Annotated in this window: 22 protein-coding genes; 16 read left to right on the forward strand and 6 right to left on the reverse strand. The window is 71.2% G+C overall.

Translation table 11 applies throughout. The features are described from left to right. The first annotated feature begins 49 nt into the window (after positions 1 to 49). From HWD93_RS12410 to HWD93_RS12425, 4 genes are all read left to right on the forward strand, one after another. Positions 50 to 1,312, forward strand: a complete 1,263-nt coding sequence (locus tag HWD93_RS12410; protein WP_261646975.1) for an ice-binding family protein — start codon at positions 50 to 52, stop codon at positions 1,310 to 1,312. Positions 1,313 to 1,322: 10 nt separating this feature from the next. Beyond that, positions 1,323 to 2,267: an NADP-dependent oxidoreductase gene (locus tag HWD93_RS12415; RefSeq protein WP_229086425.1), complete on the forward strand. Its 945-nt coding sequence runs from the start codon at positions 1,323 to 1,325 to the stop codon at positions 2,265 to 2,267. A 72-nt stretch (positions 2,268 to 2,339) separates the two neighbouring features. Further along, entirely contained in the window at positions 2,340 to 2,864 is a 525-nt protein-coding gene (locus HWD93_RS12420; RefSeq protein ID WP_261646976.1) for a DUF805 domain-containing protein, read from the forward strand. Continuing rightward, positions 2,861 to 3,526 carry a DUF805 domain-containing protein gene (locus HWD93_RS12425; RefSeq protein WP_306577305.1) on the forward strand — a complete coding sequence of 222 codons (666 nt, stop codon included), beginning with the start codon at positions 2,861 to 2,863 and terminating at the stop codon, positions 3,524 to 3,526. Before HWD93_RS12420 ends, HWD93_RS12425 begins: the two co-directional genes overlap by 4 nt. 74 nt (positions 3,527 to 3,600) lie before the next feature. On the opposite strand, the gene HWD93_RS12430 is transcribed toward HWD93_RS12425, so the two are convergent. The 6 genes from HWD93_RS12430 to HWD93_RS12455 form a co-directional block, all read right to left on the reverse strand. Next, positions 3,601 to 4,245: a TNT domain-containing protein gene (locus HWD93_RS12430; RefSeq protein ID WP_261646977.1), complete on the reverse strand. Its 645-nt coding sequence runs from the start codon at positions 4,243 to 4,245 to the stop codon at positions 3,601 to 3,603. Positions 4,246 to 4,320: 75 nt separating this feature from the next. After that, the gene (locus HWD93_RS12435; RefSeq protein ID WP_071295792.1) at positions 4,321 to 5,094 is read right to left on the reverse strand and encodes a succinate dehydrogenase iron-sulfur subunit; all 774 of its coding nucleotides are present in this window, start codon (positions 5,092 to 5,094) and stop codon (positions 4,321 to 4,323) included. 1 nt (position 5,095) lies between these two features. Next, entirely contained in the window at positions 5,096 to 6,889 is a 1,794-nt protein-coding gene (gene sdhA, locus HWD93_RS12440) for a succinate dehydrogenase flavoprotein subunit (RefSeq protein WP_070418437.1), read from the reverse strand. A gap of 70 nt (positions 6,890 to 6,959) precedes the next feature. Beyond that, positions 6,960 to 7,406: a succinate dehydrogenase, hydrophobic membrane anchor protein gene (gene sdhD / locus HWD93_RS12445; protein WP_070418438.1), complete on the reverse strand. Its 447-nt coding sequence runs from the start codon at positions 7,404 to 7,406 to the stop codon at positions 6,960 to 6,962. 11 nt (positions 7,407 to 7,417) lie between these two features. Beyond that, positions 7,418 to 7,867 (reverse strand): succinate dehydrogenase, cytochrome b556 subunit, encoded by a 450-nt coding sequence (sdhC, locus tag HWD93_RS12450; protein ID WP_083295282.1) that lies wholly within the window; start codon positions 7,865 to 7,867, stop codon positions 7,418 to 7,420. Between the two features lie 78 nt (positions 7,868 to 7,945). Then, positions 7,946 to 9,184 (reverse strand): glycosyltransferase family 1 protein, encoded by a 1,239-nt coding sequence (locus HWD93_RS12455; RefSeq protein ID WP_229086419.1) that lies wholly within the window; start codon positions 9,182 to 9,184, stop codon positions 7,946 to 7,948. A 256-nt stretch (positions 9,185 to 9,440) separates the two neighbouring features. Between HWD93_RS12455 and HWD93_RS12460 the strand changes: the two genes are divergently transcribed. The 12 genes from HWD93_RS12460 to HWD93_RS12515 all read left to right on the forward strand — a co-directional run bounded on the left by HWD93_RS12460 (position 9,441) and on the right by HWD93_RS12515 (position 22,493). Continuing rightward, entirely contained in the window at positions 9,441 to 10,556 is a 1,116-nt protein-coding gene (locus HWD93_RS12460) for a mannose-1-phosphate guanylyltransferase (protein ID WP_070418440.1), read from the forward strand. A gap of 209 nt (positions 10,557 to 10,765) precedes the next feature. Continuing rightward, positions 10,766 to 11,842 carry a BMP family protein gene (locus HWD93_RS12465; RefSeq protein WP_070418441.1) on the forward strand — a complete coding sequence of 359 codons (1,077 nt, stop codon included), beginning with the start codon at positions 10,766 to 10,768 and terminating at the stop codon, positions 11,840 to 11,842. 75 nt (positions 11,843 to 11,917) lie between these two features. Next, on the forward strand, positions 11,918 to 13,438 hold the full coding sequence (locus HWD93_RS12470; protein WP_261646978.1) for an ABC transporter ATP-binding protein: 1,521 nt from the start codon (positions 11,918 to 11,920) through the stop codon (positions 13,436 to 13,438). A 49-nt stretch (positions 13,439 to 13,487) separates the two neighbouring features. Continuing rightward, positions 13,488 to 14,846, forward strand: a complete 1,359-nt coding sequence (locus tag HWD93_RS12475; protein ID WP_374115163.1) for an ABC transporter permease — start codon at positions 13,488 to 13,490, stop codon at positions 14,844 to 14,846. 5 nt (positions 14,847 to 14,851) lie between these two features. Then, complete coding sequence (locus tag HWD93_RS12480; protein ID WP_071295798.1) at positions 14,852 to 16,135, forward strand: ABC transporter permease; 1,284 nt, start codon at positions 14,852 to 14,854, stop codon at positions 16,133 to 16,135. A gap of 163 nt (positions 16,136 to 16,298) precedes the next feature. After that, on the forward strand, positions 16,299 to 16,697 hold the full coding sequence (locus HWD93_RS12485; RefSeq protein WP_070419511.1) for a cytidine deaminase: 399 nt from the start codon (positions 16,299 to 16,301) through the stop codon (positions 16,695 to 16,697). 5 nt (positions 16,698 to 16,702) lie between these two features. Further along, positions 16,703 to 17,992, forward strand: a complete 1,290-nt coding sequence (locus HWD93_RS12490; protein ID WP_261646979.1) for a thymidine phosphorylase — start codon at positions 16,703 to 16,705, stop codon at positions 17,990 to 17,992. A gap of 132 nt (positions 17,993 to 18,124) precedes the next feature. Beyond that, positions 18,125 to 19,237, forward strand: coding sequence for an adenosine deaminase (locus tag HWD93_RS12495; protein WP_261646980.1), 1,113 nt, complete (start codon positions 18,125 to 18,127; stop codon positions 19,235 to 19,237). Positions 19,238 to 19,240: 3 nt separating this feature from the next. After that, the gene (locus tag HWD93_RS12500) at positions 19,241 to 19,687 is read left to right on the forward strand and encodes a PTS sugar transporter subunit IIA (protein WP_070418446.1); all 447 of its coding nucleotides are present in this window, start codon (positions 19,241 to 19,243) and stop codon (positions 19,685 to 19,687) included. Continuing rightward, a complete protein-coding gene (locus HWD93_RS12505; protein WP_070418447.1) occupies positions 19,684 to 19,962 on the forward strand; it encodes a PTS sugar transporter subunit IIB in 279 nt (92 codons plus the stop codon). The genes HWD93_RS12500 and HWD93_RS12505 overlap by 4 nt, the downstream gene beginning before the upstream one ends. 30 nt (positions 19,963 to 19,992) lie before the next feature. Further along, on the forward strand, positions 19,993 to 20,832 hold the full coding sequence (locus tag HWD93_RS12510) for a purine-nucleoside phosphorylase (RefSeq protein WP_261646981.1): 840 nt from the start codon (positions 19,993 to 19,995) through the stop codon (positions 20,830 to 20,832). Further along, positions 20,829 to 22,493 (forward strand): phospho-sugar mutase, encoded by a 1,665-nt coding sequence (locus HWD93_RS12515; RefSeq protein ID WP_261646982.1) that lies wholly within the window; start codon positions 20,829 to 20,831, stop codon positions 22,491 to 22,493. The genes HWD93_RS12510 and HWD93_RS12515 overlap by 4 nt, the downstream gene beginning before the upstream one ends. Positions 22,494 to 22,578: the final 85 nt, after the last annotated feature.

Consider the following 22,578-nt stretch of genomic DNA (forward strand, 5'->3'; position numbering starts at 1 on the left):
GTGACTTCGACACCTGTGCGGTACCTCTCCTGAACAGGCAGGGGCCGTCATGGCCAGCACGCCCATCGTCCGCTCACTCACCCTCATCGGCACCGGGATCGGACTGGCGGCAGCGCTGGCGCTCGCGTCCTCCGGTCCCGCCTCGGCCGCGACCGTCATCGACGGTCCGATCGGGCTCGGCACGGCCGCGACGTACGGCGTCCTCGGCGCCTCGACCGTCACGAACACCGGGCCCACCACCGTCCAGGGCGACCTCGGCCTCTCCCCGGGGACCTCGATCACCGGGTTCGGCGGACCCGGCAACGGGATCGTGACCGGCACGGTGCACCAGACCGACGCGGCAGCGACCCAGGCCCAGGCCGACACCACGACCGCGTACGACGTCGCGGCGTCGCTGACCCCGACGCAGACCGGCATCTCGGAGCTGAACGGCCTCAGCCTGTCGCCCGGCGTCTACACCGGCGACGCACTGCGACTCGCGGACACCGGGACGCTGACGCTCGCGGGCAGCGCCGACTCCGTGTGGGTGTTCCAGGCCGCGTCGACGCTGACGATCGGATCGGGCACGCGCATCCTCACCACGGGTGGCGCGAGCTCCTGCAACGTCTTCTGGCAGGTCGGCAGTTCGGCGACGATCGGCAGCGCCGCGCAGTTCCAGGGCACGGTCCTCGCGGACCAGTCCGTCACGGCCACCACGGGTGCGACCGTCGTCGGGCGTCTGCTCGCGCGCACCGCGGCCGTCACGCTCGACACGAACACGATCACCGCGCCGACCGGGTGCCCGGCCCCCGGCACCCCCTCCGAGACGGTGGCTCCGACCATCACGTCCGGCACCCCCACGGCCGCGACCGCCGGCACGCCCTACTCGTTCCCGGTGACGGCGACGGGAACGCCCGCGCCCACGTACTCGGACGGCGGGACCCTGCCGCCCGGGCTCACGATCAACCCGACGACCGGGGTCATCTCCGGCACCCCGACGACGCCCGGCACCACGACGGTGACGATCACGGCGGACAACGGCACAGCCCCGGCCGACACCGAGACGTACGTGCTCACCGTCCGCGCTCCCGCGGTGGTCCCGACGCCGACCCCCACTCCCTCGGCACCGACGTCGAGCGCTCCGGCCGTGCCGGTCGCTGCGGGCTCGGGCAGCGGTGGTTCCGGGAACTCCCCGGCGGAACTCGCCTTCACCGGCAGCGACCCGACGGTGCCGCTCACGATCGCCGGAGCACTCCTCGTCGCCGGCTCCGCACTGCTCGTGCTGCGGTCCCGTACCCTGCGTGCCCGACGACGTCCGGCACCGCGCGCGTAGCGTCGGGAGCATGACGAAGCACTGGGTGGCCCCGCGGTTCGGCGGCAGCGAAGTCCTCGAGTACGTCGAGACCGAGGTGCCGGCCCCGGGGCCCGGCGAGGTGACGATCGACGTCCGCGCTGCGGGCATGAACCCCGCCGACACGAAGCACACCCGGCAGGGCGACCCGTCGGACCTGCCGATCGCGATCGGCTACGAGGTCGCGGGCGTCCTGAGCGCCGTCGGTCCGGACACCGAGATCGCGTCCGGCGGGGGAGCGGTCGGTGACGAGGTCCTCGCGTTCCGGGTCGCTGGTGGCTGGGCCGAGCGACTCACGGTGCCGGCACGGGACGTGTTCGCCAAGCCCGCGGCCCTCGGCTTCCCCGAAGCCGCGAACCTCCTGCTCGCCGGCACCACCGCCGCGGACATGCTCCGGGTGACCCGGGCCTCGGGGAACGACACGGTCCTCGTGCACGGTGCCGCCGGTGCCGTCGGGGTCAGCCTCCTGCAGCAGCTGCGCCTCCTCGGGGCGCGGGTCATCGGCACCGCCTCCGAGCGCAACGCCGACACCGTCGCGGACTTCGGCGGTGAGTGGATCGCCTACGGCGACGGGCTCGAGGACCGGGTCCGGGCACTCGTGGCCGACGGCACGGGCGACGGCGTCGACGTGGCGCTCGACTGCGTCGGGACCGACGAGGCCGTCGACGTCTCGCTCGCGCTCGTCGCGGACCGGTCGCGCATCGTCACGATCGCCGCGTTCGGTCGAGCGGGGGCCGACGGCATCCGTGCGATCGGCGGAGCCCAGCCGGAGAGCAAGGCGTTCCGAGACTCGGTGCGGCAGCGACTCATCGACCTCGCGGGCGACGGGCAGCTCGCCGTCCCCGTCGCGCGAACGTTCCCGCTCGCCGAGGCGAAGGCCGCGGCCGAGGTGCTCGAGTCGCAGCACCCCGGCGGGAAGCTCGCGCTCGTCCCCTGATCCGGCGCGGACGTGGCCGGGGCGTTCTGGTTGAATCGCACTCGTACTTCAGCCAACACCCGAGGGGGACCCATGACCGACCAGTACCCGCCGCAGAACCCGTACGGCCAGCAGCCCGCACCGACCGGGCCCGGGGGCGAACCGCCGATCTGGGCGCCCTGGTACGGCATCTCGTTCGGCAAGGCGTTCTCGCGCTTCTTCAAGAAGTACGCGACGTTCAGCGGCCGCGCGAGCCGCAGCGAGTACTGGTGGTGGTACCTCTGGAGCGCCATCATCGGCACGGTGGCGTCGATCATCACGGTCATCCTGACGGCGGCCACCGGCACGACGACCACCACGACCTCCTCGACGTACGTGGGCTTCTCGACGATGTCGACCAACCCGCTCGCCGGGACGGCCTTCTGGATCGTCGGACTCGCGCTCGTCATCCCGACGCTGGCGCTCATCGTGCGACGCCTCCACGACGCGAACATCAGCGGGCTCTTCGCGCTGCTGCTGCTCATCCCGTTCCTCGGTGCGGTCGCGGTGTTCATCATGATGTTCCTGCCGTCGAACCCGCAGGGCGCCCGGTTCGACCGACCGACCGGTTCGCGATGACGACCGGCGGCGAACCCGGGTGGGGACAGCCGGACGGGCAGCAGCCGCCGGCCGGGCAGCCGAACGGCCAGCCCTCCGCGCCGTACGGCCAACACTCGGCGCCGTACGGGCAGCAGAACGGCCAGCAGTACGGCCAGACGTTCCCGCCCTACGGTCAGCCGTACGCGCAGCTCCAGCCCCCGATCCCGGTCGGGCCGGACGGCACGCCCCCGCTCTGGGCACCCTGGTACGGCATCGGCTTCCTCGACGCCGCCACGCGGTTCTTCAAGAAGTACGCGCGGTTCGACGGGCGCGCCAGCCGGAGCGAGTTCTGGTTCTGGGCGCTCGCCAACGGGCTGGTCAACCTCGTCTTCCTCGGCGCCTACCTCGTCGCGCTGTTCTCCTGGATCGCGGCGAACACCTCGACCGACGCGTACGGCGTGGCACGGTCCGACGCCGTGGGGCCGCCCGTCGTCGCGCTGCTGATCGGCGGGGTCTGGGGGCTCTGGTGGCTCGCGACGATCGTGCCGAGCCTGGCCCTGGGGTGGCGCCGGGTGCACGACGCGAACCTGGCCGGACCGTTCTGGCTCATCGCGCTGTTCGTCGGGATCGCCGGGATCGTCTTCGGCGCCCTCGAGTCGAACCCGGCCGGTGCGCAGTACGACCGCCCCGACCTCGGGTAGCGCGACCACCACGACGAAGCGGCCCGCCCCGGCAGGGGGCGGGCCGCTTCGTCGTGGTGCGGTCGGGGCGCGGGTCAGACCACCCGGAGCCGCGAGAGCGAACCGTCCACGACCAGGTCGCGCACCGTGACGGACGGATCCGCCGTCTGGAAGCGCAACGCGCCTCCGGGCTGGTCGAACCAGGGCTGGACGAACCGGACCGTCACCAGGAACGGCCGTTCGACCAGGTAGCGGTGCGTCTCGGGCGCCGACGCGACGTGCGGCGGCAGTGAGCGCTGCGGCAGCGGGGTGTCGAGCGGGTGCAGCAGGTAGCCGTCCGGGCCACCGACGCGGTCCACGGGCACGCCGGCCGGCACCTGGATCGTGAGGCCCTGCTCGCCCGCCTGCGCCACCTGCTGCGCGAGCTGCGGGTACGTCGACGCCGCCCGGTCGCGGAGCCCGTCGAGCTCGTACCGGGGGATGTCCTTCGGCGCCGGGAACGGCCGGTTGAGGAAGCGACGGAGCATCTCGACCGCGTCCGCTTCGCCCCGGGCGGTCGCGAGACGCCGCGCGGTGCCGTAGTCGACGACCTCGAGCGCGAAGTCGCCCGTGCCCTCGACCGCCACGACGCGGAGCGCGCCCTCGACCGGGGGCTCGTGCAGGGTCTCTCCGGGGAGCTGCACGTAGCGGATCGTGTAGCTGAGCTGGTCGAGGATGGGGCGGGTGTCCGCGAAGGTCATGGAGCGGAGCCTATCGGTGGTGCCCCTGACGTGCCTTGGACGGAGCCGAGCGTCGGCCCCGTCCCGGCGACGTCGTCAGGCCCGGCCCCGCATGACGGCCTGCTTGACCTCGGAGATCGCCTTCGTGACCTGGATGCCGCGCGGGCAGGCGTCGGTGCAGTTGAAGGTCGTGCGGCAGCGCCACACGCCCTCCTTGTCGTTGAGGATGTCGAGCCGGACGTCGGCCGCGTCGTCGCGCGAGTCGAAGATGAACCGGTGCGCGTTCACGATGGCGGCGGGACCGAAGTACTGGCCGTCCGTCCAGAACACCGGGCAGGACGACGTGCACGCGGCGCAGAGGATGCACTTCGTGGTGTCGTCGAAGCGCGCACGGTCGGCCACCGACTGGATGCGCTCCTTGCCCGGGGTGGGGGCGGTCGCGGGCTGCAGGAACGGCTGGACCTCACGGAAGGACTTGAAGAACGGCTCCATGTCGACGACGAGGTCCTTCTCGAGCGGCAGGCCCTTGATCGCCTCGACGTAGATCGGCTTCGACACGTCGAGGTCCTTGATCAGCGTCTTGCACGCCAGCCGGTTGCGCCCGTTGATGCGCATCGCGTCGGAGCCGCAGACGCCGTGCGCGCAGGAGCGCCGGAAGGTCAGGGAGCCGTCCTGGTCCCACTTGATCTTGTGGAGCGCGTCGAGGATGCGGTCGGTCGGCAGCATCATGACGTCGAAGTCCTGCCAGCGCGGCTCGTCGTCGACGTCCGGGTCGAAGCGGCGGATGATGAGCGTCACCGGGAACGATCCGGGAGGGGCGTCCTGCACGGTGTCGGTGCGGGGTGCGTCGGAGACCAGGGTGTCGGTCATCTCAGTACTTCCTCTCCATCGGCTGGTACCGCGTCACGACGACTGGCTTCCAGTCGAGGGTGATGTGGTCGTCGGCGAGTGACGAGTGCGGGTCGCCCGTCAGGTACGCCATGGTGTGCTGCATGTAGTTCTCGTCGTCGCGCTTCGGGTAGTCGTCGCGCATGTGGCCACCGCGGGACTCCTTCCGGTTCCGGGCGGAGTACACGACGACCTCGGCGAGGTCGAGCAGGAACCCGAGCTCGACGGCCTCGAGCAGGTCGGTGTTGAACCGCTTGCCCTTGTCCTGCACGGAGACCTGCAGGAAGCGGTTCCGGAGCGTGTGGATGGTCTCGGTGACGCGGGCGAGCGACTCGTCGGTGCGGAACACCTGCGCGTTCTTGTCCATCTCGTCCTGCAGTTCCTTGCGGAGCACGGCGATGCGCTCGGTGCCGGTCGAGGCACGGAGCTGGGCGAGCATGTCGCGGACGCCGGCGGCCGGGTCCTCGGGCAGGGGCAGGAACTCGGCGGTCTTGACCCACTCGGCCGCGTTGTTGCCCGAGCGCTTGCCGAAGACGTTGATGTCGAGCAGCGAGTTGGTGCCGAGGCGGTTCGAACCGTGGACGGATACGCAGGCGCACTCGCCGGCGGCGTAGAGCCCGGGGACGACCGTGGTGTTGTCGTACAGGACCTCGGCGTCGGTGTTGGTCGGGATGCCGCCCATCGCGTAGTGCGCCGTCGGCATGACGGGCACCGGCTCGACGACCGGGTCGACACCGAGGTAGGTGCGCGCGAACTCGGTGATGTCGGGGAGCTTGGTCTCGAGCACCTCGGCCCCGAGGTGCGTGCAGTCGAGCAGCACGTAGTCCTTGTTCGGCCCGGCGCCACGGCCCTCGGCGACCTCTTGCACCATGCACCGGGCGACGATGTCACGCGGGGCGAGGTCCTTGATGGTGGGAGCGTAGCGCTCCATGAACCGCTCGCCCGAGGCGTTGCGGAGGATCGCGCCCTCGCCGCGGGCGCCCTCGGTGAGGAGGATGCCGAGGCCGGCGAGCCCGGTCGGGTGGAACTGGAAGAACTCCATGTCCTCGAGCGGGAGGCCGGTGCGCCAGACGATCCCGACGCCGTCGCCGGTCAGGGTGTGCGCGTTCGAGGTGGTCTTGTACATCTTGCCGAAGCCACCGGTCGCGAAGATCATCGCCTTGGCGTGGAAGACGTGGAGGTCACCGGTCGCGAGCTCGTACGCCACGACACCGGCGGGCTGCTTGCGGGTGACGCCGTCCTCGCCGACGACGTCGACCATGATGAGGTCGAGCGCGTAGAACTCGTTGAAGAAGTTCACGCCGAGCTTCACGCAGTTCTGGAACAGCGTCTGCAGGATCATGTGGCCCGTGCGGTCCGCGGCGTAGCAGGCCCGGCGGACGGGGGACTTGCCGTGGTCGCGGGTGTGACCGCCGAAGCGCCGCTGGTCGATCTTGCCCTCGGGCGTGCGGTTGAACGGCAGCCCCATGTTCTCGAGGTCGATGACCGCGTCGATGGCTTCCTTCGCGAGGATCTCGGCGGCGTCCTGGTCGACCAGGTAGTCGCCGCCCTTGATCGTGTCGAAGGTGTGCCACTCCCACGAGTCCTCTTCGACGTTGGCGAGCGCCGCGGCCATCCCGCCCTGCGCCGCACCGGTGTGCGAACGCGTCGGGTACAGCTTCGAGATGACGGCCGTCTTCGCCTTCGGGCCGGCCTCGATGGCGGCACGCATGCCGGCACCGCCCGCGCCGATGATGACGATGTCGAACTGGTGGTGGTGAACGGTGGTCTCGGTCACTGGGGCCTTTCAGGAGTGGTGCCGCGCCGGCAGGGGCGTGCGGCGGCGAGGTCGAGGACGCGTGCTGCGGCTACTGGGCCGGGCAGAACGACGGCAGGTCCGCGGCGGCTGCGCCGGCGGGGCACGGGTCGAACGTCCAGCACACGAGCAGGCCGAGCACGATGAGCACGACGCAGGCGATGAGGATCGCGACGAGCAGGGTCTTGCGGATGCCCGGCTTCGACACGTAGTCGTTGACGATCGTCCGCATGCCGTTCGAACCGTGGATCAGCGCGAGGACGAGCATGAGCGAGTCCCACACCTGCCAGAACGGCGACGCCCACTTGCCGGCGACGAACGCGAAGTCGATCTGCTTGACGCCTTCGCCCGCCACCATGTTGACGAAGAGGTGCCCGAAGATCAGCACGACGAGCAGGACGCCCGAGCCGCGCATGTAGATCCAGCCCCACTTCTCCCAGTTGGTGGAGCGGCGGGCTGCTGCTGCCGAGCGCGGGGGCTCGATGGTCTGCGTGGTCATCCGGATGCCCCCTAGTTGAAGTCCGCGACGAGGTTCATGAGCTGGCGCGGCAGGAAGCCGGCGATGGCGATCGCCCAGAGGACGATCACGATCCAGAACATGGCCCGCTGGTACTTCGGGCCCTTCGACCAGAAGTCGATGAGGATGATCCGGAGCCCGTTGAACGCGTGGAAGACGATGGCCATCACGAGCGCGATCTCACCGAGGTTCATGATCGGCGTCTTGTACGTGCCGATGACCGCGTTGTACGCCTCGGGGGAGAGCCGCACGAGGGCGGTGTCGAGGATGTGCACGAGCAGGAAGAAGTAGATCGCCACACCGGTGATCCGGTGCAGGACCCAGGACCACATGCCGGTGGACCCCCGGTAGAGCGTCCCCTGCGGTGTCCGAGAAGCGCGCGGCGCCTCGATCGTCACCCGGGGTGCGGCGGTCGCCGTACCCCCTGCGGTCTGCTCGGCCATGAGCTCGTCCTCCCATAGGACGGGCTCGCCCGATCGGCGAGCCCTTGCCGTTCGTGTTCGTGTGGAACACGACCCATCCTATGCGCGTGCGCTGACCTTCTCGTGCCAACCGGTCCGGGCACCCCGCGTCGTGGCGGGCGGCGCGCCGATCGTGCGGGCCGTGTCGTGGTGGTCGAGCAGTTCGTCGCCGATCGCCTCCCACGTCGTCCCCTCGACCCGGAGCCGCCCGGCGGAGCCCATCCGCTCGGCCAGGGCGCGGTCGTGGTGCAGGGCGAGGACGGCTCGGCGCAGGGCCTGTGGCTCGTCCGGGTCGTACAGCTCGCCGTCGAGTCCCGGCGCGACGAGGTCGAGCGGCCCGCCGGCGCTCGGCGCGACGACCGGCAGCCCGCTGGCGTGCGCCTCCTGCAGGGTCTGGCCGAATGTCTCCGCCGGTCCCGTGTGGACGAACAGGTCCAGGGCCGCGTAGGCGTCCGCGAGCGCGTCCCCGCGGAGCGGACCGGTGAACGTGACGTCCAGGTGGCGGAGGCGCCGTTCGAGCGCGGCCCGGGACGGACCACCGCCCGCGACCACGATCCGGATCCCGGGGATGCCGCCGAGCTCCGCGAGCCGCTCGACCTCCTTCTCGGGCGCGAGCCGCCCGACGTACCCGACGATGGTCTCGCCGCGCGGGGCGATCCGCCGCCGGAGCGCCCGCACGTGCGCCGACGAGCGGCGCGCGGGGTGGAACAGCTCGGTGTCGACGCCGCGGCCCCAGCGCGCGACGCGGGGGACGCCGTCCTCGGCGAGCATCGCCGCGGTCGCGCTCGACGGCGCGAGCGTCAGCGAGGCGCCGGCGTGGATGCGTCCGAGGATCTTCCGCACCAACGGGACGGTCGCGGTCAGGCCGTTGCGGCGGGCGAACCCGGCCACGTCGGTCTGGAAGACGGCGACGGAGGGGATGCCGAGCCTCCCGGCCGCCGTGATCGCGCGCCCGCCCAGCAGGAACGGACTCGCGGCGTGGAGCACGTCGGCGCCGGAGGCGGCGAGGATCGTGTCGAGCACCGGGTGGGGGAGCGCGACCGGGAACTGGCGGTAGGCCACGGCCGGTACCCGGTGGACGTCGAAGGAGCGGTACCGCTCCACCGCGGTGCGCGAGCGGAACTGCGCGATGCCGGGGGTGTCCGGCGCGATGACGACCGCGCGGTGACCGCGGCGTTCCAGGTGGTCCAGCACCGCGAGGACGCTGGTGGTGACGCCGTTGAGGGTGGGCAGGAAGCTCTCGGTCACGACGGCGACGGTCCGTTGGGACGTGCCGCGCTCCACGCTGCGTGCGTTCATGGCGGTGTCCATGCTCCGCGCGCGGCGTGTCCCCGCGGGGCCGTCGACGTGAACGCCCGGCACGCAGGCGGTGAACAGCCGCGTCGGCGGGTGGCGAACGGTCGCGTCCGCGCGTGGTGGACGACCGGACTGGAGGCGCGGCGCACGACCGGCGGGCCGGCTGCGATGGCCGTGTGCGGACTCCCGCACCGCGTGCGTGCGGGAAGCGTGCGGGAACCACCCAGGTCGCGCCCGGCCGCACCGGTACGGTGAGCACGTGGCAGACGCACTCGAGGACTTCTACGCGATCATCCCCGCCGGGGGCATCGGATCGCGGCTCTGGCCGTTGTCGCGTGCCGACGCGCCCAAGTTCCTGCACGACCTGACCGGGTCCGGCACCTCGCTGCTCCGGCAGACGTGGGACCGCCTCGCGCCCCTGGCCGGCGAGCAGCGGATCATGGTCGTCACCGGCCGTGCGCACCGGGTCGCCGTCGAGTCGCAGCTCCCCGGCGTCGAGGACCACAACGTCGTGCTCGAGAGCGAGCCGAAGGACTCCACGGCGGCCATCGGCCTCGCCGCGGCGATCCTGCGCCGCCGCGAGCCGGACGTCGTCATCGGCTCCTTCGCGGCGGACCACGTCATCGGTGACGCCCGGGGCTTCCGCCGGTCGGTCCGCGAAGCGGTCGTCGCCGCACGCGCCGGCTACATCACGACGATCGGCATCACGCCGACCGAGCCGGCGATCGGCTTCGGCTACATCCACGCGCACGACGACCCGATCGGCATCGAGGGCGCCCCGACCGCCCACGCGGTGCGCTCCTTCGTCGAGAAGCCCGACCTCGACACCGCGCGCTCGTACGTCGAGCAGGGCACCTACCTCTGGAACGCGGGCATGTTCATCGCCCGCGCGGACGTGCTGCTCGCCGAGATCGGCCGGACGAAACCCGAGCTGCTCGCCGGCATCGAGGAGCTCGCCGACGCGTGGGACACCTCGGCCCGTGGTGCCGTCGTGGACGCGGTGTGGCCGAACCTCGAGAAGATCGCCATCGACTACACGGTCGCCGAGCCCGCCGCCGCCGCAGGGCGCATGGCGGTCATCCCCGGCGACTTCGACTGGGACGACGTCGGCGACTTCGCCTCGCTCGCGAAGCTGCAGTCCGGCGGCCGCGCGAACAACCTCGCGGTGCTCGGGGACGGCGCTCGCATCCTCGCGGACTCGTCGAGCGGCATCGTCGTCTCGCACAGCCAGCGGCTCATCTCGCTCATCGGCGTCGAGGACATCGTCGTCGTGGACACCCCCGACGCCCTGCTCGTGACCACCAGTGCGAACGCGCAGCGCGTCAAGGGTGTGGTGGATGCACTGAAGATCAGCGGCCGCGGCGACGTCCTGTAGCGCTCCATCACGAAAAGCGCTTGACGCCCCCCGAACTGGGGGCAGAACCGTGACTTCGCGTTACGGGCGCGTTTCGGCGCGGTCGCGATCCCGTAACTGATCCCAGGAGTCCCTCAGGGGCGTTCTGTACCGGCCGGGCGGTCGTGTACTGTCGCCACGATCGCCCGGAACGCACGTGGTCCGGGCACGCTCCCCGGAGGAACCCACCCGTGACATCTCGTACCCGTCAGGTCCTGCTGAGCTCCCTCGCGCTCGCCGGTACCGTCGCCGTCCTCGCCGGTTGCTCGGCCGCCCCGTCCGACACCGCGTCCGGCGACAACAAGACCAGCTTCCGCCCCTGCATGGTCTCCGACGCAGGTGGCTTCGACGACAAGTCGTTCAACCAGCTCGGGTTCGAGGGCATGAAGGACGCCGCGTCCGACCTCGGTGCCACCTACAAGTCGGCCGAGTCCAAGGACGCCACCGTCTACGACTCGAACATCGAGCAGCTCATCGGCCAGAACTGCAACCTCATCGTCACCGTCGGCTTCAACCTCGCCGACGCCACGAAGAAGCAGGCCGCGGCGAACCCCGACACCGACTTCGCGATCATCGACGACAACTCGATCGACGCGAAGAACGTCAAGCCGATCACCTTCGACACCTCGCAGGCGGCGTTCCTCGCAGGCTACGCGGCCGCCTCGTACTCGAAGAGCGGCGTCGTCGGCACCTTCGGCGGCATGCAGATCCCGACCGTCACCATCTTCATGGACGGCTTCGCGGACGGCGTGAAGTACTACAACGAGCAGAAGTCGAAGGACGTCAAGGTCGTCGGCTGGGACGTCGACAGCCAGAAGGGCTCCTTCACGGGCGGCTTCGAGGCCGGCACGCAGGCCAAGGCCGTCGCGCAGACCCTGATCGACCAGGACGCCGACGTGATCTTGCCCGTCGGTGGCCCGATCTACCAGTCGGCTGCCGAGGCCATCAAGGACGCGAACAACGGCTCCGTGCTGATCGGTGCGGACAGCGACCTCTACGAGGCCGACCCGCGCTACAAGGACATCGCGTTCACGTCCGTCGAGAAGGGCATGCGCCCCGCCGTCAAGGACGTCGTCGAGCAGGCCGCCGACAAGAAGTACTCCAACGAGCCGTACGTCGGCACGCTGAAGAACGACGGCGTCGGCATCGCGCCGTTCCACGACTACGCCGACAAGGTCGACAGCGGCCTCGAGAAGGAGCTCGACACCATCAAGTCGGGCATCATCGACGGCTCGATCAAGGTCGAGACCAAGGCGACCGTCAAGTAGTCCGGTGAACGCGGGCGGGGGAACCTCCCTCGCCCGCGTTTCCGTGCGTCGATCACAGAAACAGACCCAGAGAACATGAAGCTCGAACTCCGCGGCATCACGAAGCGGTTCGGCCCCCTCGTCGCCAACGACCACATCTCGCTCACCGTCGAGCCCGGTGAGGTCCACTGTCTCCTCGGGGAGAACGGCGCCGGCAAGTCGACCCTGATGAACGTCCTGTACGGCCTGTACCAGGCGGACGAGGGCGAGATCCTCCTCGACGACGTCGTCCAGGACTTCGACGGACCCGGTGACGCCATGCGTTCCGGCATCGGCATGGTGCACCAGCACTTCATGCTCGTCCCCGTCTTCACCGTGGCCGAGAACGTCATGCTCGGCCAGGAGCAGACCGCGTTCGGCGGCCGGCTCGACCTCGCCGGCGCCCGCAAGCGCGTGCGGGAGATCTCCGAGCGCTTCGGGTTCGACGTCGACCCGGACGCCAAGGTCGAGGACCTCCCCGTCGGTGTCCAGCAGCGGGTCGAGATCATCAAGGCACTGTCCCGCGACGCCTCGGTCCTGGTGTTCGACGAGCCGACGGCCGTCCTCACCCCGCAGGAGACCGACGAGCTGATGGGCATCATGCGGCAGCTCCGTGCGGCCGGCACCGCGATCGTGTTCATCACCCACAAGCTGCGCGAGGTCCGCGAGGTCGCCGACCGCATCACCGTGATCCGCCTCGGCAAGGTCGTCGGCGAGGCGTCACCCACCGCGACGAACAACGAGCTCGCGGCGCTCATGGTCGGCCGTGCCGTCTCCCTCGTCGTCGACAAGGCACCGGCCACCGGTGGTGAGGACGCGCTCGTCGTCGACGGACTGACCGTCACCGACCCGTCCGGCATCGTCCTCGTCGACGACGTCTCGTTCACGGTCCGACGCGGCGAGGTCCTCGCCATCGCCGGGGTGCAGGGCAACGGGCAGACCGAGCTGACCGAGGCGATCCTCGGCCTCGAGCCGGTGCACGCCGGCCGCGTCACGCTCGACGGGCGCGAGCTCACCGGCCGCACCGTCAAGCAGATCCTCGACGCCGGCGTCGGCTTCGTCCCGGAGGACCGGAAGGAAGACGGGCTCGTCGGCGAGTTCACCATCGCCGAGAACCTCATGCTCGACCGTGCCGACCACGCCGAGTTCGTCCGCGCCGGCACGATCCGATCGGCGGAGCGCGACGCGTTCGCCGACGAGAAGATCGCCGAGTTCGACATCCGCACGCCGAGCCGCACCACCGCGGCCGGTCGGCTGTCCGGCGGCAACCAGCAGAAGATCGTCCTCGCCCGCGAGCTGAGCCGCGACCTGCGCCTCTTCGTCGCGGCACAGCCGACCCGCGGCATCGACGTCGGGTCGATCGAGTTCGTGCACAAGCGCATCGTCGCCACCCGCGACACCGGTGTCCCGGTCATCGTCGTCTCCACGGAGCTCGACGAGGTCGTGGCACTCGCCGACCGGATCGCCGTGATGTACCGCGGCGGGATCGTCGGCATCGTCCCCGCGGACACCCCGCGCGACGTCCTCGGCCTGATGATGGCCGGGGAACTCCCCGAAGGAACGGAACAGGTCGCATGATGGCCGGGGAACTCACAGAGCCCACCACGACCGGAACGGAGCTGGCAGCGTGAGCAACACGCCAGACAACACGCAGCCGGATGCCCAGCCGACGGCCGACACGCAGCCGGACGCACCGCTGACCGACGACCGCCTGCAGGACGTCGAGTCCACCCCGCACCTCATGACGGACTCCGCCGAGGACACCGAGCGACGCCAGGGCGGCGACCGCTGGCAGGCCGCACTGCAGGGCATCGTCAACGGCTCCGCGCTCGTCACGGTCCTCGCCGTCGTGCTCGCCCTCGTCGCGTGCGGCATCCTCATCGCCATCACCGACGAGAACGTCCGCTCGGCCGCCGGGTACTTCTTCGCCCGTCCGGCCGACACCTTCCGGGCGATCGGCACCGCGGTCGGCGGCGCGTACGCGTCGCTGTTCGAGGGGTCCGTCGTCAACTTCGGCGCGTCGAGCTTCCAGCAGGCCATCGTGCCGCTGACCCGCTCGATCGACTACGCCGTGCCGCTCATCGCGGCCGGTCTCGGCATCGCGCTGTCGTTCCGCGCCGGCCTGTTCAACATCGGCGGCCAGGGCCAGATCCTGATGGGCGCCGCGGCGGCCGGCTGGGTCGGCTTCTCGTTCGACGGCCCCGCGGCGATCCACATCCCGCTCACGATCGTCGCCGGCATCGTCGGCGGTGCGGTGTGGGCCGGGATCGTCGGCGTCCTCAAGGCGCGGACGGGTGCCAACGAGGTCGTCCTCACGATCATGCTCAACTACGTCGCGCTGTACCTCGTGAGCTACCTGCTCCGCACGCCGGGCCTGCTGCAGGCGCCGGGCAGCCCGAACCCGATCTCGCCCGCGACGAAGGACAGCGCGGTGCTCCCGCCGCTGTTCGGGGTGCGCTACGGCGTGGACCTCGGCTTCGTCGTGGCGATCATCGCGGTCGTCGTCGTGTGGTGGCTCGTGAACAAGTCCTCGCTCGGCTTCCGCTTCCGCACCATCGGTGAGAACCCGCGTGCCGCGCGCGTGGCGGGCATGAGCGTGCCGTCCCTGACCATCTGGGTCCTCGTCATCTCCGGTGCCCTCGTCGGCATCGCCGGCGCGTACCAGGTACAGGGCGCGGTCACGACCGGGTTCACCTCCGGCATCGACGCCGGCATCGGGTTCGACGCCATCACCGTGGCGCTGCTCGGCCGGTCGAAGCCGTGGGGCGTGTTCTGGGCCGCGATCCTGTTCGGCGTGCTGAAGAACGGTGGCTACGCCATGCAGGCCGCGAACGGCATCCCGATCGACATCGTGGGCGTCATCCAGGCCCTCATCGTCCTCTTCATCGCGGCGCCGCCGCTCGTCCGCGCGATCTTCCGGATCCCGCAGCCGGGTGCTCGTCGCCGAACCCGCAACAAGCAGAGCAAGAAGGCGGTCGCCGCGTGAGCACCATGACCCCCACCGCGGTCCCCGCGCTCCCCGCGCAAGGCCGCGGCCTCGAGACGACCCGCAGCTGGAAGGCCGCGATCGGGTACGGCGTCTTCACCGTGATCGCGCTGCTGCTCTTCGGCGTCGCACACCGACCGGGCACGGCCACGTTCCGCCTGTCCTCCAAGGGTGACTTCTTCGCTCTGCCGAACCTTCCACTGCCGTCCACGGCTACGGGCGTCGTCGTCATCGTGCTCCTCGCACTCGCCACCGTCTACGCGGTCGTCGAGACGCGCGCGTTCCGTCGGGTCCGCCTGTGGGTGACCGCGCTGTTCGCGATCGTGTTCGTCGTGGGCTTCCTCGCCTGGGCCGTCGCGGGTGACTCGATCACGATTCCGGGCATGCTCGTGGGCGCGCTCGGTCTGAGCGTCCCGCTCGTGTTCGGCGCCCTCGGCGGCGTGATCTCGGAGCGTGTCGGCGTCGTGAACATCGCCATCGAGGGCCAGTTCCTCGCCGGTGCGTTCACCTCGGCGCTCGTCGCGTCGGTCACGGGTACACCGTGGGCCGGCCTCGTCGGTGCCGTCGTCGCCGGTGTCCTGGTGTCGTTCATCCTCGCGGCGTTCAGCATCAAGTACCTCGTCGACCAGGTGATCGTCGGTGTCGTCATCAACGCCTTCGTCTCCGGGCTGACCGGCTTCCTGTACTCGCAGGTGCTCTCGCCGAACGCGTCGACGCTCAACGTGGGCCTGCGCTTCCCGAAGCTCGAGATCCCGCTGCTGCACCAGATCCCGATCATCGGCCCGATCTTCTTCGAGCAGACCGTCGTGGTGTACCTGGCGTACGTGGCGGTGGCGGTGGTCACGTTCGGGCTCTTCAAGACCCGGTGGGGCCTGCGCCTCCGTTCCGTCGGCGAGCATCCGCAGGCCGCGGACACGGTCGGCATCAACGTGAACCGCACCAGGTTCTGGAACGTCTCGCTCGCGGGCGCCATCGCCGGTCTCGGCGGTGCGTACTTCACGCTCGACGCGGTCGGCGGCTTCACGAAGGACATGACCGCCGGCGCTGGCTACATCGCGCTCGCCGCCGTGATCTTCGGTCGCTGGGACCCGATCCGCGCGATGCTCGCGGCCCTGCTGTTCGGGTTCGCGTCCAACCTGCAGAACGCGCTCAGCGTCGTCCAGGGTTCGCCGGTCCCGAGCGAGTTCCTGCTCATGCTCCCCTACGTGGTGACGATCCTCGCGGTCGCCGGCTTGGTCGGGCAGGTGCGCGGTCCCGCGGCGGCCGGCAAGCCGTACATCAAGAGCTGACGGCCAGGAGGCACGGCACATGACCGACACGCACGCTGCGGGCGACGACCAGATCGCGTCCACCGACGCGACCGCCTGGGCGGACCCGGCCACGGCCCTTGACGGGCGCGGCGGCCGGACCGCCGCCGACGGGACGGGGGCCGAGCCGCGCCTCCCGTCCGACGTGGACTGGACCGCCCTGCGGACCGCCGCGACGGCCGCGATGGGGCACGCCTACGCGCCGTACTCGTCGTTCCCGGTGGGCGCCGCGGCGCTCACCGACGACGGCCGGATCGTGTCCGGCTGCAACGTCGAGAACGCGTCCTACGGGGTGACGCTCTGCGCGGAGTGCTCGCTCGTCTCGCAGCTGCACATGACCGGCGGCGGCAAGCTCGTGGCGTTCACGTGCGTCGACGGCGACGGGGCGACCCTGATGCCGTGCGGCCGGTGCCGCCAGCTGCTCTTCGAGCACTCCACCGAGGGCATGCTGCTCGAGACCGTCTCCGGCATCCGCACCATCGACGAGGTCCTGCCGGACGCCTTCGGGCCGCGGACCCTCGCCACCTACCAGCAGGAGCACTGATCCACATGGCCGTCGAGCCGTTCGACACCGTCGACCTCATCCGCACGAAGCGCTCCGGGGGAGTCCTGAGCACCGCCGAGGTCGACTGGCTCGTCGACGCCTACACGCGCGGCTACGTCGAGGACCCGCAGATGGCGGCGATGGCGATGGCGATCTTCCTGAACGGGATGGAGCGGCGCGAGATCAAGGACCTCACCCTCGCGATGATCGCGTCGGGGGAGCGGATGTCGTTCTCGTCGCTCGGCAAGACGACGGTCGACAAGCACTCGACCGGTGGTGTCGGCGACAAGATCACGCTGCCGTTGGCGCCCCTCGTGGCGTCGTTCGGGGTCGCGGTACCCCAGCTGTCGGGCCGCGGGCTCGGGCACACCGGCGGGACGCTCGACAAGCTCGAGTCGATCCCCGGGTGGCAGGCGGCGCTGTCGAACGACCGTCTCCTCGAGGTGCTGACCGACGTGGGCGCGGTCATCTGCGCCGCCGGTACCGGCCTGGCTCCGGCCGACAAGAAGCTGTACGCCCTGCGGGACATCACCGGCACCGTCGAGAGCATCCCGCTCATCGCGTCGAGCATCATGTCGAAGAAGATCGCCGAGGGCACGGGTGCGCTCGTGCTCGACGTGAAGTTCGGGTCGGGGGCGTTCATGCCCTCGTACGAGGCGTCGCGCGAGCTCGCGCGGACGATGGTCGACCTCGGGAACGACGCCGGGGTGAAGACCTCGGCACTGCTGACCGACATGGAGGTCCCGCTCGGGCTGACGATCGGCAACGCGCTCGAGGTGCGGGAGTCGGTCGACGTGTTGGCGGGCGGGGGTCCAGCCGACGTCGTCGCGCTGACCGTGGCGCTGGCGACCGAGATGCTGACGCTGGCCGGGTTGCCGGACGCCGACCCGGCGGCCGCACTGGCCGACGGCCGAGCGATGGACACCTGGCGGCGGATGATCCAGGCGCAGGGCGGGGACCCCGCAGCCGCGTTGCCGGTCGCCCGCGAGCAGCACGTCGTCACCGCGCCGTCGTCGGGCGTGCTCGCGCAGCAGGACGCCCTGCCGTTCGGCGTCTCGGCCTGGCGCCTGGGTGCCGGCCGCGCGCGCGCGCAGGACCCGGTGCAGGCCGGGGCGGGCATCGAGCTGCACGTCAAGCCCGGTGACACCGTCGCCGCGGGGCAGCCGCTCTGGACGCTGCACACCGACGACGCGTCGCGGATCCCGCGGGCGCTCGAGTCGCTCGAGGGTGCGTGGTCGATCGGCACCGAGGCGCCTCGGCGTGGGCCGATCGTGCGCGAGCGCATCGCGGGCTGAACCCGGGCCGTGGGACCGGCCACCGGCCGGGCTGCGGCTGCCTGCCCGGCTGTGGAGAGCCTCCAGTGGGTCCCGTCGTCTGTTGTGCACAGGTGCCTGCGCGGGGTCGGTGACCACCGATAGCCTGGGTGCATGAGCTCCGACGCCACGACCTACCGCCTGCCCGACGCCGGAGCGGTCATCAACGACCTGCCGAAGGTCTCGCTGCACGACCACCTCGACGGTGGCCTGCGCCCGGCGACGATCGTCGAGCTCGCCGGTGCCGCGGGCGTCACCCTGCCGACCACCGACCCGGCTGAGCTCGGGCAGTGGTTCGCCGACCAGTCGAACTCCGGCTCGCTCGTCGAGTACCTGAAGACCTTCGACGTCACGATCTCGGTGATGCAGACGGCGCCGCAGCTGCACCGCATCGCGAAGGAGTTCGTCGAGGACCTGGTCGCCGACGGCGTCGTCTACGGCGAGGTCCGCTGGGCGCCCGAGCAGCACCTGCAGGGCGGGCTCACGCTCGACCAGGCGGTCGAGGCCGTGCAGGCCGGCATCGAGGAAGCGGTCGACGCCGCCGGCGGCAGCATCCGCGTCGGCCAGCTCGTCACGGCGATGCGCCACGCCGACCGCGCCCTCGAGATCGCCGAGCTCGCCGTCCGGCACCGCGACGCCGGCGTCGTCGGCTTCGACATCGCCGGTGCCGAGGCCGGGTTCCCGCCCTCGAACCACCGTTCGGCGTTCGACTACCTCGCGTCCGAGCTCTTCCCCGTGACGGTGCACGCGGGCGAGGCCGACGGGCTCGCCTCGATCCGCTCCGCGCTCGTCGACGGGCGGGCACTGCGCCTCGGCCACGGCGTCCGCATCTTCGAGGACGTCGTCCTGTCCGACGCCGGTGACGGCTCGACGCTCGCCTCCCTCGGCGAGGTCGCCTCGTGGGTGCGCGACCGTGAGATCCCGCTCGAGGTCTCGCCGTCGTCGAACCTGCAGACCGGGGCCGTCGCGGCGTGGGGCGACGACCTCGCCGACCACCCCTTCGACGTGCTCTACCAGCTCGGCTTCCGGGTCACGGTGAACACCGACAACCGCCTGATGAGCGACACCTCGCTGTCGAAGGAGCTCGCGCTGCTGGCGGGCACGTTCGGCTACGACCTCGACGACCTCGCGGCGTTCCAGATCAACGCGGCGCTCGGCTCGTTCCTGCCGCTCGAGGACCGCGAAGAGATCATCGCCACCATCACGGCCGGCCACCAGGAGGCCTGACGCATGCCACTGCCGCCGCTGCCGGACTCCGCCGTCGTGCTCGGGGCGACCGCGTCCTCGTGGCGCGACGCGCTCCGGCTGGCCGGCGGTGCCCTCGTGTCGTCGGGAGCGGCCACCGAGCCGTACACCGACGCCATGATCGGCCTGGTCGAGGAACACGGGCCGTACATCGTCATCTCGCCCGGGCTGGCGTTCGCGCACGCCCGGCCGGGGCCCGCCGTGCTGCGTGACGGGCTGTCCGTCGTGACGCTCGACGCGCCGGTGTCGTTCGGGCACCCGCACAACGACCCCGTGCGTGTGGTGCTCGGGCTCGCGGTCGCCGGGGTCGGCACCCACCTCGAGTCGATCGGGGAGATCGCGAACCTGTTCAACGACGCCTCGGTGACCGGTCGGATCGCCGATGCCGCCACCGCGGACGAGGTTCGCGCGATCATGGGGGTCACGGCATGAAGATCGTCACCATCTGCGGCGCGGGCATCGGTTCCAGCGCGATCCTCAAGGTGAACGCCGAGAAGGCCCTCGCGGCCCTCGGGCTGACCGCGTCCGTCGTGGCGGCCGACGTCGCGTCCGTGCAGAAGGTGTCCGACGACGCGAACGTGATCCTCACCAGCCAGGAGTTCGTCGAGGCGATCGGGTCCACCTACGCCGAGGTCATCGTGATCCGGAACCACTTCGACCAGGCCGAGATCACGGCCGCGGTGGACCGGGCGCTCGGCGAACACTGACGCCGGTTCCGTGGCCTCTAGAGTTGGGGCATGAGCACGGAGAACCCGCTGAACGACCCCGCCGCCGACCCGTTCGAGGTCGCGCGTGACGCCGCCGAGGTCATCGCCTCGAAGTCCGGCATCGAGCGCCACGACATCGCCCTGACCCTCGGGTCCGGGTGGGGGAAGGCCGCGGACCTCATCGGCGAGACCGTGTCCGAGATCCCCGCGTCCGAGGTCCCCGGCTTCAGCGCCTCGGCCGTCCCCGGGCACTCCGGTACGGTCCGCTCGATCCGTCTCGCCGACGGCCGGCACGCGCTGGTCATCGGTGCGCGCACGCACTACTACGAGGGCCACGGGGTCCGTCGGGTCGTGCACAGCGTCCGGACCGCGGCGGCGACCGGCGCCTCGATCATGGTCCTGACGAACGGTGCCGGGGGCATCAAGGAGCACTGGACGCCCGGCACGCCCGTCCTCATCAGCGACCACATCAACCTCACCGCGGACAGCCCGCTCGAGGGCGCGACGTTCGTCGACCTCACCGACCTGTACTCGGCGCGGCTCCGGTCGGTCGCTCTCAGCGTGGACCCCTCGCTCGACGAGGGCGTCTACACCCAGTTCCGCGGTCCGCACTACGAGACGCCGGCCGAGGTCCAGATGGCGAAGACCATCGGCGGGCACATCGTCGGCATGTCCACCGCGCTCGAGGCCATCGCGGCGCGGCAGGCCGGCATGGAGGTCCTCGGCTTCTCGCTCATCACGAACCTCGCCGCCGGCATCCAGAAGACGCCGCTGTCGCACGCCGAGGTGCTCGAGGCCGGGCGCGAGGCCGAGCCGGTGATCGCCGACCTGCTCGCCCGCGTGGTGACCGCGCTGGGCTCCGCGTCGTGAAGCTCGACGTCGACGGCGTGCTCGCTGCTGCTCGTGCCTGGAGCGCGCAGGACCCGGACCCCGAGACCCGTTCCTCGCTCGATGCGGCGATCGACGCGGCGGCGACCGGCGACGGTCCAGCCGTGCAGGACCTCGCCGCGCGGTTCGCCGGGCGCCTGGCGTTCGGCACCGCCGGCCTCCGCGCCGAACTCGGGTACGGACCGCTCCGGATGAACCGGGTCGTCGTGACTCAGGCCGCCGCGGGACTCGCGCGCTTCCTCATCGACACCGGGCGTCGACGCAGCGTCGTCATCGGGTACGACGGCCGGGTGAACTCGGACGTCTTCGCCCGAGACTCCGCCGAGGTCATGCGCGGCCTCGGGCTCGAGGTCACCCTGCTGCCGTCGGCGCTCCCCACGCCCGTGCTGGCGTTCGCCGTGCGGCACCTCGACGTCGGTGCCGGGGTGATGGTGACCGCGAGCCACAACCCGCCGCGGGACAACGGCTACAAGGTCTACCTCGGCGAGGACGACGAGGGGTCGCAGATCGTCCCGCCCGTCGACGCCGACATCGCCGCCGCGATCGACGCCGTCGCCGCGGGCTCGATCGCGGACCTGCCCCGTGCCACCGACTACACCGTCGCCACGTCCGAGCTGCTCGACGCCTACGTGTCCGCCACCGCGGCGACGGTCGCAGCGCCCGGGCTCGCTCCGGACGCGCAGCCGAAGGTCGTCTACACGGCCATGCACGGCGTCGGGTGGGAGACCGCCCGCGCGGTGTTCGAGGCGGCCGGGTTCGCCGTGCCGGTGACCGTGCCCGAGCAGATCGAGCCGGACGGGGCGTTCCCGACGGTGTCGTTCCCGAACCCCGAGGAACCGGGGGCGATGGACCTGTCGATCGCCCGCGGGGTCGCTGTCGGTGCGGACCTCGTCATCGCGAACGATCCGGACGCCGATCGGCTGGCGCTGGCGATCCCGGACGGCGACGGTTCCTTCCGCAGGCTCTCGGGCAACGAGGTCGGCTGGCTCCTCGGGTGGCGCGCTGCCGCCCGGGCGTCCGACGACGGTGTGCGGGGAACGCTCGCGGCGTCGATCGTGTCCTCGCCGGCGCTCGCACGGGTCGCGTCGCGGCACGGGCTGGAGTACCGCGACACCCTCACCGGCTTCAAGTGGGTCTCCCGCGTCCCCGGGCTGCTGTTCGGGTACGAGGAAGCGCTCGGCTACCTGGTCGACCCGGAGGTCGTCCGCGACAAGGACGGCATCTCGGCGGCGCTGTCCCTGCTGTCCCTCGCCGCGGACCTGGCCGCCCAGGGGTCGTCGATCGCCGGGCAGCTCGACGCCTTCGCGGCCGAGTTCGGGGCGTTCGCGTCAGGGCAGGTGGCGACCCGGGTCGACGACCTCTCCCGCATCGGTTCGATCATGGCGTCCCTGCGGTCGACGCCGCCGACGACGCTCGGCGGGCTGTCGGTGCTGTCGGTGACGGACTACGCCGGAGGTGTCGAGGGCTTCCCGCCGTCGGACATCCTCCGCTACGACCTGACGGGTGACGCCCGCGTGATCGTCCGCCCGAGCGGGACCGAGCCGAAGGTGAAGGTCTACATCGACACCGTCGCGGCGACCCCCGCCGAAGCGCAGTCGCTCGTCGACGCCCTCGCCGCCGACATCCGCCCCCTGGTGTCGTAGGCGCGGCCGCGCCGGCGGCGGCGCTGGCGGCTCTGGCGGCGCTGGCGGCTCACCGCGCGTCGAACCACGTTTCCGACGTCGAACC

This window comes from Curtobacterium sp. C2H10 (genome assembly GCF_025407985.1).
Classification (GTDB): domain Bacteria; phylum Actinomycetota; class Actinomycetes; order Actinomycetales; family Microbacteriaceae; genus Curtobacterium.

What these genes read in the sequence shown, in the direction of transcription:
- HWD93_RS12410 (WP_261646975.1), top strand. Translation starts at nt 50, where the DNA reads ATGGCCAGCACGCCCATCGTCCGCTCACTCACCCTCATCGGCACCGGG.
- HWD93_RS12415 (WP_229086425.1), top strand. Translation starts at nt 1,323, where the DNA reads ATGACGAAGCACTGGGTGGCCCCGCGGTTCGGCGGCAGCGAAGTCCTC.
- HWD93_RS12420 (WP_261646976.1), top strand. Translation starts at nt 2,340, where the DNA reads ATGACCGACCAGTACCCGCCGCAGAACCCGTACGGCCAGCAGCCCGCA.
- HWD93_RS12425 (WP_306577305.1), top strand. Translation starts at nt 2,861, where the DNA reads ATGACGACCGGCGGCGAACCCGGGTGGGGACAGCCGGACGGGCAGCAG.
- HWD93_RS12430 (WP_261646977.1), bottom strand. Translation starts at nt 4,245, where the DNA reads ATGACCTTCGCGGACACCCGCCCCATCCTCGACCAGCTCAGCTACACG.
- HWD93_RS12435 (WP_071295792.1), bottom strand. Translation starts at nt 5,094, where the DNA reads ATGACCGACACCCTGGTCTCCGACGCACCCCGCACCGACACCGTGCAG.
- sdhD (WP_070418438.1), bottom strand. Translation starts at nt 7,406, where the DNA reads ATGACCACGCAGACCATCGAGCCCCCGCGCTCGGCAGCAGCAGCCCGC.
- sdhC (WP_083295282.1), bottom strand. Translation starts at nt 7,867, where the DNA reads ATGGCCGAGCAGACCGCAGGGGGTACGGCGACCGCCGCACCCCGGGTG.
- HWD93_RS12455 (WP_229086419.1), bottom strand. Translation starts at nt 9,184, where the DNA reads ATGAACGCACGCAGCGTGGAGCGCGGCACGTCCCAACGGACCGTCGCC.
- HWD93_RS12470 (WP_261646978.1), top strand. Translation starts at nt 11,918, where the DNA reads ATGAAGCTCGAACTCCGCGGCATCACGAAGCGGTTCGGCCCCCTCGTC.
- HWD93_RS12480 (WP_071295798.1), top strand. Translation starts at nt 14,852, where the DNA reads ATGACCCCCACCGCGGTCCCCGCGCTCCCCGCGCAAGGCCGCGGCCTC.
- HWD93_RS12490 (WP_261646979.1), top strand. Translation starts at nt 16,703, where the DNA reads ATGGCCGTCGAGCCGTTCGACACCGTCGACCTCATCCGCACGAAGCGC.
- HWD93_RS12495 (WP_261646980.1), top strand. Translation starts at nt 18,125, where the DNA reads ATGAGCTCCGACGCCACGACCTACCGCCTGCCCGACGCCGGAGCGGTC.
- HWD93_RS12500 (WP_070418446.1), top strand. Translation starts at nt 19,241, where the DNA reads ATGCCACTGCCGCCGCTGCCGGACTCCGCCGTCGTGCTCGGGGCGACC.
- HWD93_RS12505 (WP_070418447.1), top strand. Translation starts at nt 19,684, where the DNA reads ATGAAGATCGTCACCATCTGCGGCGCGGGCATCGGTTCCAGCGCGATC.
- HWD93_RS12510 (WP_261646981.1), top strand. Translation starts at nt 19,993, where the DNA reads ATGAGCACGGAGAACCCGCTGAACGACCCCGCCGCCGACCCGTTCGAG.